The organism is Mesorhizobium sp. PUT5, from assembly GCF_052216645.1.
Lineage (GTDB): Bacteria > Pseudomonadota > Alphaproteobacteria > Rhizobiales > Rhizobiaceae > Mesorhizobium.
Map to the genome: position 1 here is coordinate 1,748,848 of NZ_JBQOSO010000003.1, position 12,913 is coordinate 1,761,760.

At 59.7% G+C, this 12,913-nt stretch carries 15 protein-coding genes, 1 tRNA gene and 2 pseudogenes; 11 read left to right on the forward strand and 7 right to left on the reverse strand.

All coding sequences use genetic code 11. The annotated features are described in order from the left end of the window. The first annotated feature begins 311 nt into the window (after positions 1-311). The 8 genes from ACTDI4_RS09920 to ACTDI4_RS09955 all read left to right on the forward strand — a co-directional run bounded on the left by ACTDI4_RS09920 (position 312) and on the right by ACTDI4_RS09955 (position 6,686). Positions 312-401, forward strand: a tRNA-Ser gene (locus ACTDI4_RS09920). 292 nt (positions 402-693) lie between these two features. Further along, on the forward strand, positions 694-2,922 hold the full coding sequence (locus ACTDI4_RS09925) for a hypothetical protein (RefSeq protein WP_442840994.1): 2,229 nt from the start codon (positions 694-696) through the stop codon (positions 2,920-2,922). Beyond that, entirely contained in the window at positions 2,919-3,101 is a 183-nt protein-coding gene (locus tag ACTDI4_RS09930; RefSeq protein ID WP_442840995.1) for a hypothetical protein, read from the forward strand. The genes ACTDI4_RS09925 and ACTDI4_RS09930 overlap by 4 nt, the downstream gene beginning before the upstream one ends. After that, positions 3,098-3,628 carry a hypothetical protein gene (locus ACTDI4_RS09935; RefSeq protein WP_442840996.1) on the forward strand — a complete coding sequence of 177 codons (531 nt, stop codon included), beginning with the start codon at positions 3,098-3,100 and terminating at the stop codon, positions 3,626-3,628. Before ACTDI4_RS09930 ends, ACTDI4_RS09935 begins: the two co-directional genes overlap by 4 nt. Next, positions 3,621-4,787 (forward strand): S49 family peptidase, encoded by a 1,167-nt coding sequence (locus ACTDI4_RS09940; RefSeq protein WP_442840997.1) that lies wholly within the window; start codon positions 3,621-3,623, stop codon positions 4,785-4,787. The genes ACTDI4_RS09935 and ACTDI4_RS09940 overlap by 8 nt, the downstream gene beginning before the upstream one ends. 17 nt (positions 4,788-4,804) lie before the next feature. After that, on the forward strand, positions 4,805-5,107 hold the full coding sequence (locus tag ACTDI4_RS09945; protein WP_442840998.1) for a hypothetical protein: 303 nt from the start codon (positions 4,805-4,807) through the stop codon (positions 5,105-5,107). Continuing rightward, positions 5,104-5,808, forward strand: a complete 705-nt coding sequence (locus tag ACTDI4_RS09950; protein ID WP_442840999.1) for a hypothetical protein — start codon at positions 5,104-5,106, stop codon at positions 5,806-5,808. Before ACTDI4_RS09945 ends, ACTDI4_RS09950 begins: the two co-directional genes overlap by 4 nt. Positions 5,809-6,365: 557 nt before the next feature. Continuing rightward, a complete protein-coding gene (locus tag ACTDI4_RS09955) occupies positions 6,366-6,686 on the forward strand; it encodes a c-type cytochrome (RefSeq protein ID WP_442841000.1) in 321 nt (106 codons plus the stop codon). A gap of 79 nt (positions 6,687-6,765) precedes the next feature. Here ACTDI4_RS09955 and rpsU read toward each other — a convergent pair. Then, positions 6,766-7,023 (reverse strand): annotated as a pseudogene (gene rpsU / locus ACTDI4_RS09960) (30S ribosomal protein S21). 328 nt (positions 7,024-7,351) lie between these two features. Here rpsU and ACTDI4_RS09965 point away from each other — a divergent pair. After that, entirely contained in the window at positions 7,352-7,495 is a 144-nt protein-coding gene (locus tag ACTDI4_RS09965) for a hypothetical protein (RefSeq protein ID WP_442843442.1), read from the forward strand. Positions 7,496-7,840: 345 nt separating this feature from the next. Here the strand turns inward: ACTDI4_RS09965 and ACTDI4_RS09970 are convergent. Next, positions 7,841-8,170, reverse strand: a pseudogene (locus tag ACTDI4_RS09970) (AAA family ATPase); the annotation flags it as partial. On the opposite strand from ACTDI4_RS09970, the gene ACTDI4_RS09975 reads away from it, so the two are divergent. Then, a protein-coding gene (locus ACTDI4_RS09975; protein ID WP_442841001.1) for an IS3 family transposase occupies positions 8,169-9,304 on the forward strand; the annotation gives its coding sequence in 2 pieces (ribosomal slippage) (positions 8,169-8,439 and positions 8,439-9,304; 1,137 coding nt in all). The pseudogene ACTDI4_RS09970 and the gene ACTDI4_RS09975 overlap by 2 nt on opposite strands. Positions 9,305-9,322: 18 nt before the next feature. Here ACTDI4_RS09975 and ACTDI4_RS09980 read toward each other — a convergent pair. Together ACTDI4_RS09980 and ACTDI4_RS09985 are read right to left on the reverse strand one after the other, a co-directional pair. Then, on the reverse strand, positions 9,323-9,907 hold the full coding sequence (locus ACTDI4_RS09980) for an AAA family ATPase (RefSeq protein WP_442841002.1): 585 nt from the start codon (positions 9,905-9,907) through the stop codon (positions 9,323-9,325). A 207-nt stretch (positions 9,908-10,114) separates the two neighbouring features. Further along, entirely contained in the window at positions 10,115-10,360 is a 246-nt protein-coding gene (locus ACTDI4_RS09985; RefSeq protein ID WP_442841003.1) for a hypothetical protein, read from the reverse strand. 85 nt (positions 10,361-10,445) lie between these two features. On the opposite strand from ACTDI4_RS09985, the gene ACTDI4_RS09990 reads away from it, so the two are divergent. Beyond that, on the forward strand, positions 10,446-11,012 hold the full coding sequence (locus ACTDI4_RS09990) for an EamA family transporter (protein ID WP_442841004.1): 567 nt from the start codon (positions 10,446-10,448) through the stop codon (positions 11,010-11,012). Between the two features lie 113 nt (positions 11,013-11,125). Here the strand turns inward: ACTDI4_RS09990 and ACTDI4_RS09995 are convergent, their stop codons facing one another. The 3 genes from ACTDI4_RS09995 to ACTDI4_RS10005 form a co-directional block, all read right to left on the reverse strand. After that, a complete protein-coding gene (locus tag ACTDI4_RS09995) occupies positions 11,126-11,533 on the reverse strand; it encodes a hypothetical protein (RefSeq protein ID WP_442841005.1) in 408 nt (135 codons plus the stop codon). Between the two features lie 132 nt (positions 11,534-11,665). Beyond that, complete coding sequence (locus ACTDI4_RS10000; protein ID WP_442841006.1) at positions 11,666-11,902, reverse strand: BrnA antitoxin family protein; 237 nt, start codon at positions 11,900-11,902, stop codon at positions 11,666-11,668. A 316-nt stretch (positions 11,903-12,218) separates the two neighbouring features. Continuing rightward, entirely contained in the window at positions 12,219-12,584 is a 366-nt protein-coding gene (locus ACTDI4_RS10005) for a PRC-barrel domain-containing protein (RefSeq protein ID WP_442841007.1), read from the reverse strand. Positions 12,585-12,913 lie beyond the last annotated feature (329 nt).

Below are 12,913 nucleotides of genomic sequence, written 5' to 3' on the forward strand. Positions count from 1 at the left end.
GTTGCGCCAGAGTCAAGGTTTTGCGGAGGAAGAGCTGCCGAAAGAAACCGCCGGCGAGCCTTCTACGCAAAGGGCGGACAGGTTGCAGACCATATGGCCATGGTCTGCGCCGGCTTCCCTCCATGATCTTGCCGGCCTGCATCGACGTGTCTCTCGCCGATGCGGGCCGGCCGGACGCCGGCCGCGGCGAAAGCGACGCTGCGGCCTGTTGCCGGCCGTGTTTGGGGAAAAGCGATCCGGGACGGATTGGGCCTTGCAGGGTGGCCGCCGAGCCGTTATCTAGTGCGCCGCCGGCATGGCCGACCACATGCGGAGAAGTGGCAGAGTGGTTGAATGCACCGCACTCGAAATGCGGCATACTCGCAAGGGTATCGGGGGTTCGAATCCCTCCTTCTCCGCCACACCTTATTGAAATCAGTGTATTTTTTGATGATTTTGTCGTCAAATCATAACATGAATCATAACTCTCTAAAGGATATAGCTTTCAAAACGTCGACTTTTTACGTAGGCGACGAGTGAGCTATGTTAGCGTAAAAACGGCCCTATTCTCGCTAGCATAGGCGACGTGCGGCCGCATTGCCGGCTCGCTTTCCCGGCTCCTTAGCCGACCCGCAACTTCACATTCATGGACGGTCTCAGGCCGAGCGGCATTCCGCTTGGCGGTTTTGGCTCGTCCAAATTTTGAGGACACCAATGGCCCGGACACTAATCGGCCAACTCATCCTTCGGCTTAGGGCCGAAGGTTTGGGTGAGGCCAAAAACGTCGTCACGACGATGAAGGACATCGAAAACGCGGCCCGCAACATAGGGCGCACCGGCGTCGGCTCGTGGGGCGTCGGATTTCAAAAGCAGCTCGACGGATTGAAGCTTGCGCGGAACGATATCGACGCCGTGCAGCGGTCGTGGGGAACCCTGCACGAAAGCATGAAGATCCGGAACCTTGCCAAGGCTCTGAAGTCCGCTGAGATTTCGCACTGGAAGACCTCCACAATCTCCCATCTGGCGGCAGTTCGGGCGGCAGCGGAAGCGACCGAGCGGCGCGCCATAGCCATGAATCGCGCGCTCGGCTTCGGGGTCAAGCCTCTTATGGTGATGGGGGGCGGTTACACTATGGGGTACATGGGCGGCATAATGGGCCGCGAGGCCCTAATAGCCGCCTCAAATGAGCGGCGGGTACAGGCGGAGGCGAAATATGCCGGCCTCAGCCTCGACGAGCGCGGCAAGATCGACACGCGCGCCGACGAGCTTGCCGCACACTACCGCCTCGCAAAGTCGCAAATATATGACGTGATGAAGGAGGCATCGCTGTCGATGCCCTCCACCGACGCGGCAATCGCCGTTTCCGACGAGATGGCGCGGGCCTATCTGGTGCTGTCGAACATGATGGGACCGGAGGGCGCCCTGGCTGGCCTCCGGCAATTCAACAAGGCGCTGGACAACATCGAAAGGGTCACTCCGGAGGAATATCGGTACGGGCTCGAAAATTACATGAAAGCGCAGCAGGTGATCGGGCGCGACATCGATCCCGCCGCCTTCGCCGAGGCGATCAAATTCGCGCGCGCCGGCGGCAAGGTGTTCGGCGACGAGTTTCTGTTTCAGTGGTTGCCGATGCTGATTGCTGAGAGTGGCGGCAGTGACAGTGGCACCCAGCTTCGCGCCGCCTTCGATCAGTTCATCGTTGGCCGAGCTTCCAAGGAGGCCATCGCGGCACAGGATGAGTACGGCATCCGCGAAGGAGTGGTGCGCAACAAGAATGGCAAGATTGTCGACAAGGGCCGGCTGCTCAACCAGCAGAAATTCACCGACAACCCGCTGACGTGGATGTGGGATACGCTGCTTCCCAAGCTGCGCGAGAAGGGCGTCGACCTCGATGACACCACGGAACTGGCGCGCATTGTCGGCCAGCTTACGAACAATCGACTATCATCCGACCTGATCTTGCGGGCAATCCTGTCAATGCAGCAATATCGTCGGCTGGTCGAAGAGCGGCTGCCCAACGCCGCTGGCCTCGACGCCGCGGACAGCATTCAAACCGACAATCCTTTTGCAGCCTGGGCGGGTTTCAAAGATAGTCTGGAAAATCTGTCTGCGGCGGTCCTGCCGATGGGCCACGTCAGCACGGCTCTGAACACATTGGCCGACGGCATCAACACGCTAACCGCCGCGGCTCGGGAGAACCCGGCGCTTACTGCCCTGGGCATGGGCGCCGCCGGCGTCGGCGCGTTTAAAGGCGGCAAAGGCATTTATGACCTCCTTTCCGGCGGCTTCGGGCTCAAGTCGTCGGCCATCGCACTCGACGGTTCTGCGGCCGCGCTGACCCGCGCCGCTGCGGCGTTGGGCGGTCAAAGCGCACTCGACGGCGGCATTTTGCCGGATGGCAAGCCCGGTAACAAACCCGGCGGCGGAGGTGGGCTCTGGGGCTGGATGGCCGGACTTGTGGCTGCCGCGCCGGGGACTTTGGCAGCCATCATCGCCGGGAGCACCAACCTCGGCCAATCCGACCTTGTGAAAACGGACGAGGAAAAAGCAAGGTGGGACGACGTCAAAACCCGCATTGCTGAGCATTTCCGTCAAAAGGAAGAGGAAGCCGCTTCGCAGCGCTCCCGAAGCGAAGCACGGCCCGGCGAACAAGACACCGGTGAGGCAGATCGTGAACGGTCGCTGGACGCCTACCTTGACGGCCCTTCTGGCACATTCGACCAACTCCGCAACGACGCGGCGCGAACTGGTCAGGATGTCAAGGATTCCTTGAACGTCACTGTCACGCCGACCGTAGACAGTTCCTCCCTCGACGCTTTCCTGGCCAAGGTGAAGGCTGCGGTTTCCGAACTCGAACGCCTTGGCGGCCTGACTGCAGACCGCACCGGCAATTCGGCTGCCGAGTTGCGCCGCAGCATGGCCGACTATGGAGTAGCCCCGTGATTATCCTCGATACGATCGCGACCTTCGCAGCCGTGTTGATGCTCAAGGGCATTCTGGCTCCATCTTCACCGCTATGGGAACGGGGCGGCATGGGCGCGCTGGTCAACGGCCTTTCCGCCGGAAGCCTCGCATGGCTGCTCATTCGGCTCTGGGCGGATTATGCGGGGTTGGCGCCGTGACCCGTCGCAAGTCCATCCTCCCGGATGAAGTGTCCACGGATCAACTTGCGGAACTGCTGGGCTTCTCGGCGCGTAGCGTTCGCGAGTGGGCCAGCCGCGGTGTGATAGTTCGCGGCGAAAAACCCGGCCGATATCGGACGCTTGAATCGATCCGAAATTACGTGGCCGTCCTTCAGAAGGACGTCGACGAAGCGTCGACCTCCGCCAGTCGGGTCTTGGCCGAAGAAAAGGCCAAAAATGCTCGCATCGTCCGCCAAATCAAGCTCATCCAGTTGGCGAAGCTCGAGAGCGGGATTCTTACACTCGATGAGCTTGACAATGCTTGGGCGCAGTTCAGCGCCGACTTGAACAACGCAATCTTGTCGGTCCCCCGTGAAGCACGGGCCGCAATTCCTCATCTCACCGAGCATGACGAGCGCACGATGATGCGCGTCGTCGGTGACATGTTGGTCGACCTGGCAAGGCGGGCCGAGGGCATGCCCGGCGTCAAGAACGTCCAAGAATTCGGAGTGCTTCCAGATGACTAACCATCCCATGCCGAGCGCCATTCATCACCTCGCCGCCGGGCACGGCCCATGGGCAATGGGCTCGGCCGACACCACCTCGCTTATTGCGAGGGGCCAGCGAATTTTCGACCGCGTCTTCGCGGAAGCCACCGATGACAGCCCAAACGCGCTCGAGGCTTATCGTACGGCAAAGGCCGAGCAAGGCCAGCGCTTGGGCGTACGTGGCGACGTTGGCGTTCTCTATGTCAGAGGTCCCTTGTTAAAGCGGGAATCCTGGATCAGCGGCTTACTGGGCCTCACCACTTACGAAACGCTTCGGCGCGATTTCCAGGTAATGCTTGATGAGCCCCGTCTTAAATCGCTGATTCTCCATGTGGACTCGCCCGGCGGCGAAGCGAACGGCTGCGACGAACTTGCGGCGGCGATCTACGACGCCCGCGGCAAGAAGCCGATCACCGCATTCGTGAGCGGTATGGCGTGCAGTGCCGCGTACTGGATCGCTTCTGCTGCTGATCGCATCGTCGTCAGCGACCTGGCGGTACTCGGCTCCATCGGCGTTGTTGTCGAAGTGTCGAACCGCCGCCGTGAAGGCGTGGAGGAATTCGTGTCTTCCATGTCGCCGGGGAAGCGACCGGACATCAACACGGATGAGGGCTTGGCCCGCGTCCAGAAGATGGTCGATGATCTGGCCCACGTCTTTGTGAAGGCGGTGAGCAAGCACCGGGGCGTAACGGCTCAAACCGTCATTTCGAAATTCGGCGCCGGCGGCGTCGAGATTGGTGCCAACGCCGTTAAGGCCGGCATGGCCGATGAAGTCGGCCAGTTCGAGGCAACGCTGGCACGCATGCAGGCACGGGCCAAGCCAGCATCGAAAACCAATGCTTCGTTTCCCCAAACACCTCCCGCCGCGACTGCAGGAGCCGCCCTATCTGGGTCGAGCGACGTTGCCGTGCCGGTGCCTTCCACCCAGGAGCAGCAGCGAGCCGCGGGCCTCGCGAGTAAGCGGCGAGAAGAGGAAATCGCCGCGTCCTGGCGGCGGGCGGCGGCAAACGCGAATGGCATTTTCGATTTTCCGGTAGACGATGCCGGCGAAGCAAAGGCAGGCGCAGAACCTGCGAAGCCCCCCACCGGGTGGCAGAAGGCAGCAGCCGAAGCGAACAAGCGCTTTGGCAACCTCTAAACGAAGGAAACGGACCAATGGAAAACGACTTCAAAGAGCAATTTCGCAAGCGTGCGGCAGCAATTCTGACCGCGCCAGAAGCGAAGCTGTGCCCCCGGTTGGCGGATCATCTCGCCTACGAATCCGACATGGATGCTGACGCCGCCCTCGGCGCAATGAAAGCCTGGAAGGTGGACTACGACAACCAGCGTGCGCGCAGTGGTACGCAGGACTTCGTCGGTCGCAAGACGGCAGACGGAGCTCTCGGCCTGGCGACATTGGGGGATGAACCCAACGCCGAAATCGACAACGCTGTTGGCAACGGGAGGTTCATGCAATGAGCCTGGCGGAAAATCTTCTCCCTAGCCGCAACGGGTCTCGTCACAAAAAGGGCGACATGACTCGCGTTCAATCCGCACTCTCAGAGCCATTGCCCGGCGGCATCGACCAAGCGGTGGCCAAGGTAAAGGCGGCAATCGAGGCGTTCGACGTCGCGCGCTCCGCTTTCGCCGAAATTGGTTCGGCAGAAGCAAAGGCAGAACTGGAGCAGGCCGTAATGCGTGCCGAGTTTTCCTTGAGCGACGCTACCGTCAAGCGCGAGGTTGCCGACCGCATCGGTGGTGATGGGCCGTCGGATGCGGAGATCGAGGCGCTCGAGACCGCCTTCTCGCGCGCCAAGACCGCTCGCGACAGCGTCGACACACGCAAGGCAGCCTACAGCGGTGTCGTGGAAGCTCGTCGCAAAAGCCTTTCAGCTGCACAGCATGAACTCTGGGCGATCGTCGACGCCTGGGTGGACGCCGCCTACGCCGCAGCCGACCGGCAGCTCGCGGAAGGCGTCAATCTGATCGGCGAAGCACTGCATATGGCGAAGGCGCTGACGACCTGGCAATCGCAGTGGATCGACGCGGATATCCGACACCACAGTCTCGTTGCCGGCACTGGCGAAATCCACCGCGGCCCCGACAACATCGAACTGCCCCCGGCGATCGCCAATGCAGTGTTCACCTGGCGCCAGGCGGACAGCGCAGGCCGCCACTAATCCAATCTGCGGCGGCCCCTCCAGCCGCCGTCGATAAGCCGAGCCGGGCTCTGGTCCGGGGCGCGGGTAACGGCTCGGCTGAAGGCGTTGCGTAGCCGCCGGCACGTAACGCAAGTGGCCGCCCCTGGCGTTATTGCCGGGGGCGGCTCTCGCCTGTCCCGACTGGCGCAGCGCGGCCGGGATGCGCGAAGCTGGCGGTAACGACAGTCTGGACCAGAACGAAACCGCGTCACCGCACAAAAAAAAACGCCCGAAGGCGGCAATTGAGGCGTCGCACCCTCAGGGGTTGAGGACGGGCTGACGGCGCTGCATGGCACATTATGCGACGTTGCGTTCCGTGCAATGGGCGCAGATGGGCCAAAGAGGCAAGGGAACACCCCGGCTGCAGCGAACCGAGGCCGGCCAGGCGGTCTCTCTTCGTCGATCCAGTCGACTTCCAAAACTACCCACATCGCCAGACTGAATTGGCTTTGACGTAGCGCAAAGGAAGCGCAGACGGAGGCCGGGTAGATTGACACAATATCGGCAGGCATCTGACTCGTCGAAAGGATTAGGACATGCGCCGTTTCTGTTTGATGTTGGGTGTCCTGCTTGGCGTCTTTACCGTGCCCGATGTTCGCGCCCAGGATAGTGTGGAGCGAGGGAAAGCGTTGGTGACGCAATATTGTTCTGGTTGCCATGCAGTCGGACCAAAAGGCGAGAGCCCGAATCCAATTGCTCCACCATTTCGGAAGCTATCAGAACGTTTCCCAATCGATGCACTTGAGGAAACGTTCATCGGATCGATCGATACGGGGCACCCAGGGATGCCGGTGTTCAAGGCGACACAAGATCAGATCGACGCTATCATCGACTACATCGCCACGGTCATGGAATAGAAGGCGCAATGTGTGACTTCAGTAGCGCCTGAAACGAAAACCCCGCCGAAGTGGCGCCATTGGTGCGATTTTGAATGAACTATGCCGATCGTGCCGATGTTCGGGGAGCAATCGGCTTCTTCTTTGGTGCCGGCAGAAGGCCTTCGCGCTGGGCCTGTTTTCTCGCCAACTTCCTTGCCCTTCTGATCGCGTCGGCCTTTTCTCGGGTGCGGCGTTCCGAAGGCTTCTCGTAAGCCCTTCGCTCTTTCATTTCGCGAAAGACCCCTTCTCGCTAAATTTTCTTTTTCAGCACCCGTAGGGCTTGATCGATGTTGTTGTCTCTGACCAAAACTTGCAATGTGTCTCCTGACAGGCCCCGAGGGGCAGCGTTTGCGGTCGACCGGAGCGGAAGACCAAGCCATGCACCATATAGGCTTCTGACGGCAAAGAACGCGTTGTGAATCAAAAAAACTGCGGTGAGCCCCTGAAACGAAAACCCCGGCCGGAGCCGGGGCTAAGGTGGGCGTCGATATTATTGACTAAGGCTGGCTAAGCGCATACTCGATGGCGTCTAATACGCCCCTGCGGTCCTGAGGGTTTGTGCGCTGCACCCATTCGGCGCACATGGCGGTCCACAAAGCGTTCGATCCGCAACGGAGTTCATTGGCCATGCTCCGGAGCCAGCCATGATGATCCTGCTGCACCATCGCTCTTTCGCACGCGTCTACGACGGCGGAGAAGTCGCGGCCAATGCGTATCGGAAGGTCGCCCCAGTTGGCGTTTCGCAAGCCGGCAAAGACTACACGCTCCGGGGCGTCGCCTCCTGGTAGCAGATGTGTCGCCTCCTTCTCCTCTTGATCTCCGTCAAGGAACACTACGGTAGGTCGGGGAAATCGCTTATTTTTAACCATCTGGCCTAATGCGGCACCGATGTTGGCTGCCCCATATGGCGTAATTGCGCACCGGACAAAGGCATCTGGGGCGTCACGGCTTAGGATTTCAGATACCCATACTTGCGCTCTGTCGTCTTCAACATAGACTTCACAGTCTGGGTGTCGTTCATCGTCCATTTTCGTCATGGCGAAGTGTGGACTAACCCCAGTGACAACTTGTTTGGCACCCCCAGTTTCCAGGATATGAGCGCGAGCTTGCATCGGGAGTTCTTCAAGGACATATGGTGAGTGTGTAGTCAGGATAATCTGACATTCTTGGATGCGCGCCACCTCAGCAAGGTCACGTACAAGGCGACGTTGCGCACGCGGGTGAAGCGAGGATTCGATCTCATCAATTAAAACCAAGCCGTATTTGGGGAGTTCGGCGCGGAGTAGCTCTGCGGTAGTCGTTTCCCCAGAGCCTTGGTGAAAGCCAGAATAAGGCTTCCCATTTCGTGTAAGGACTGGGATTTCGCGCGCGGCATCGATGCTCGATATAGCCATTTGAGGTGGTGCCGGTTTCCGAGACAGGGGCCTAAGGTGGATCTTCCGATGAGAAGGACGATCCAGCATGAAGACACGCAGACGGTTTACGGCCGAGTTCAAGGCCAAGGTCGCGCTTGAGGCGATCCGCGGCGAGCGGACGATTTCGGAGCTGGCGACGAAGCACCAGCTTCATCCCAACCAGATCACCCAGTGGAAACGGCAGGCCATTGAGAACCTGGCCAAGGCGTTCGACGACAGGGCTTCGGATGCGCAGGTCGGCCGGGAAGCCGAGGTGACGAAGCTGCACGCCAAGATCGGCCAGCTCGTCGTGGAGCGGGATTTTTTGGCCAAGGCCTTCGATCGCTGAGCCTGGATCGGAGGAGAATGATGATTGATCCCGATCACAACCGGCTCTCGATCCGCCGCCAGTGCGAACTGGTCTCGATCTCGCGGGCGTCGTTCTATCGACAGCCTGCCGGCGAGACGCTCGAGAACCTGGAACTGATGCGCATCATCGACGAGGCCTTCATGGAAATGCCCTGGTATGGCTCCAGGCAGATGGCGCGGCATCTGCGGCGTCAAGGCTGGTGTGTCGGCCGCAAGCGGGTTCGACGGCTGATGCGCAAGATCGGGCTGTCGCCGATCTACCAGGCTCCGAAGACCAGCGAGCCGCATCCCCAGCACCGCATCTATCCCTACCTGCTGCGGCATCTGGCGATCGAGCGGCCCAATCACGTCTGGTGTGCGGATGTGACTTACATTCCGATGCGGCGCGGCTTCCTCTACCTTGTCGCCATCATGGACTGGTTCAGCCGCAAGGTGCTGGCCTGGCGGCTGTCGAACACGATGGAAGCCGACTTCTGCGTCGCTGCTCTGGAAGAGGCGATCGCCCGCCACGGCAGGCCCGACATCTTCAATACCGACCAGGGATCGCAGTTCACCAGCTTCGCCTTCACCACGACGTTGAAGGATGCCGGCATCCGCATCTCCATGGACGGGCGAGGCCGCTGGATGGACAACGTCTTCATCGAGCGGCTGTGGCGCAGCCTCAAATACGAGTGCGTCTTCCTCAGCGCCTTCGAGACCGGAAGCGAAGCTCGCAGCGGCATCGGCTCCTGGATCGACTACTATAACCGGCGACGCCCACACTCGACCTTCGGCGGCAGGACACCAGACGAGGTCTATGCTATGGCACAAATGAAGGAGCAATTGGCGGCGTAAAAACCAACCCAATCCACCTTAGCCAAGCCGCCAAACTGTCTCACCAGGCGGGTCCACCTCAATTCTGGCGTTCTCATAGGCCTTGCCCATAATTTGGGACAAGCGCGCAAGCTGAGCGCTATCGAACGATTTGGAGGAAGCCTCAGAGTGCTTATTCTTGGCTATCCGCGCATATCCAACACGCGTCCCAACTGGTTGCAGCCGGCTGAGGTCAATGTAAGTGACGGGCCGTTTTGGACGATCTGGTCCGCCAAGCCAGCGCGACGTTGGCTTTCTGAACGATCCGTTGGTCCGCGTCTGCCCCTGCTTATAGCCAAAGTCAAATCTCACATCGCGCAATTGGTCCCACGCTGTTTCTGGGAAGAATTCAGAAGGGAACCACACCCGTCCGTCGTTCTGATATGCGCATGCTGCTGACTGAATGATCGTGCTTTTACCTGAGCCGTTTTCGCCTACTATCGCTACAATCGGAAAATTCAGCGAAACCCTCTGACCACTCCATCCGCGAATGCCTCGAATCTCTATCCATTCGAGAAATTTCGGCCAACTATTCCCCGCGATCCACTTGTTTTCCAGCAGTCTGATCTCATTGCCAACGGCCATAAATCCCCTCCCATCACGTCGAAAGTCGTCAAATTGCGCCGTGCCAGCGCCCATTACCTCGCTCTCACGGCGCGTGCGAGCGAGGTATCCCCGGCTCTTGCTGCTGATAAGAGCCGTCTTCCCTCAGTTCATTCTGCACATCACCCCTATTGTTTGCGCCCCGCGCGCGCCGGTATCATTTTAGGCGCCCCGCTCGCCCCGCTTCCGTCAGCCCTCATCAGGCCGCAGCTGCGCCTCGATGATCTCCCGCGCTGCCTCGTAGATCGGTTTGACCTCTGATTCGTCGCCTTGGTGCGATTCGAGGAGATAGAGCGCTTGCTCGTACACCTCGCGCACCTCACCGTCGGACAACACCCCCTTCACGCCCAGCGTCCCGATGAGGGCAGCGAGGATCGCCGCTGACGAAAGGTCGCTGGCGGCTATGGCGTCGATGCGCGGGCCTCGCTCTGCCATCCCCAGCCCCTCCCCAGAAGCCTGAACAACATCGCGCGCTAGGCGCAAAGCTGCAAGAGGGGTTGTCGTTCGGTGCGCAGACCCGGTGACATCGCCCGCTCCCGCTCGCCGGGGCGGGTTTCTTTTTGCGTTTCAGGCGGCCTCGGACGGACCAGACGCCCGTCACTTTTTCCTCGTCTCACCCGGCTTGACGGCACCGCCACTAGCAGGCGCGTTGTTGATGGTTGTTGCCGGCCTGTCCTGGGCTACCTACTCGCTTATTGGGAGGGGCTCACTCGCACCCTTGGCAGATACGGCTGGAAACTTCATTCGGTGCACGCCCATCGGCGTCATTTTGATCTTGGTGGGGTTGGTATACTTGCGACCGAATGCTTACGGGCTTGCCTACGCGATTATCTCCGGCGCAGTGGCCTCCGGCTTGGGCTATGTCATCTGGTATGGTGTGCTGCCTCACTTGATCCGATCTACGGCAGCGGTTGTGCAATTGACCGTCCCTGCCATTGCGGCAGCCGGCGGGGTAGTCATTATAGGCGAAACTTTGAGCGGCAGACTATTGATTGCCATGACCGGTATCGTCGGCGGCGTTTGCTTGGCGCTCCTGGCAGCTGACCGGCGGCGCAGACGTATGTCTGCACTCAGCCACGATGGATGACGGTTCCACCAAAAACGCTACCGGCCGGCGTAGAACTCAAATACCCAAGGGCGGACTCCAGCGGATACAGATGGAGCCCGCCAATAAAGATCGGCCTCAGATGAACGTCGCAGCTATTCGGCGGGCGTCAAGCGCCTAGCAGCCGTTTGTTCATCGCCCCGGCCTTTCAGCACGACCCAGCCGAACAACAGCATGCCGAGGAGAACGATCAGCGAGCCGACGGCGGCGATCGGATCGCCGATCGGGTGATCCGTATGGGCGAGGCCGACCCCGACCGTCAGGGTCAACGTTCCAAGAACCCACACAGAGACCTGCGTTCGGGCGAGGCCGCTCCGGTCAATCGTCGGATGCGGATGGTAATAAATTCCGAACAGGAAAAGCGACACCCAGCCGAGCAGATTCAGGTGCGCGTGCGCTGGCATTGCCGAATGGTCCTGGGATATTGCCATCTGGATTCCCCATAGCATGCCAATGAGAACCAGCAGTACGGCTACTGGAAAGCAAATCGACGAAGCTTTCATGGTTTCCTCCCGATTTTGAAAGCAATGGAAGGAAATCACACCTCGCGAAGTCCGACAAGGACGTGCGCCGAACTGCTTTCTATGGATGTCACATATGCGAGGCGGCGGGCGCGTGAGTGGCCACCTCGCAGCCTATACTTCGGCCTTGTCCAGAATATCGGACATCCGGGACTGCCAGCCCTTGCCGGTGGCCTTGAACTTGGCGATGGTCCCGGGCTTCAAGAGCATGGTGACGCGGACCTTCCCGGATGGAGGGCGGCCGGGCTTTTTCGGGGCGTTTTTTGACTTACGCGTGGAGAGTTCGTCCATGAATTCCGCCACAGTCATTTTTGGTTTCGGATTGTCGTCTGGCTTTATCTTGATCGCCATGGGGGCCTCCTGAATATCGTAAGCACAAAATACCATATGCGTGGATTTCATGCATACGAAATTGAGGGCCGGGATAGAGGCCATGGTGGGCTAAGCGGGACCGCCCGCGGCTTGGCGACAGAATGCGGGCACAATCCCGCGAGAGCGGAAAGAGTTGGGCACGGCCTGCTAGCGGTCGAACCGGCGCCAGTTTGTGGAACAGTGACCCGGAACGCCCATTCAAATTCACCGTCCACGCCAACAACAGAAAGGGGGCCGAAACTACCGACCCCCATTGCTAGAAGCGCTGTACGCGCGCTCACGAGCCGCGGAGAAATTAGTAGCCAATCCAGGATGAGCCGTAATAGGCATTGACTTCGCGGGCGCGGTTTCGATCTTCCCAGTCCCAATCGCTGCCGGAATATCTGGGTGCGCCTTCGAGTCTCTCCTTCGTGAGATTGACGCGATAGCCGCCCAGATCCGTGTCGTAAGTAAGCTGGTCCCATGGCAACGGATAGTGTTCGTCACCGATGCCAAGGAAACCGCCAAAACTCAGGACGGCATAGCTGACCCGCCCGTCTCGCTTGCCGATCATGATCCTCTCGATCGAGCCAATCTTGTCGTTGTCGGTCCCGTAGACGGCAGTGCCTTCCACTTTATCGCTGCCGATCAGTCCATTTGTCTCTCTGGTTTCGCTCGCCATGGTCATATCTCCTTTTTTTTTAGAAGGAGATCAACGAGCCTATGAGCGGAATGTTCCTCGCCAATGAACTGATCGCTAATGCGAGTCGGTTGAGCGCTGCGAATCCTAGCCGCGCCACACCAGGCGGATTTTGCATTCAGCGATTCGGGTTTTCACGTTAACGGCACATGAACACCGCGTTCTGTCTCGTTTCAGTTTCGAGATGCAATTCTCTCAACGTTGAATGAACTGCGCACAGCGCTCAAAACGGGAGAGAGACATGCTTAAGTCCATAAAGATCGCCGCCCTTTCCGCCTTCATCGGTCTTGGATCGTTGGCAACGCTTCCTG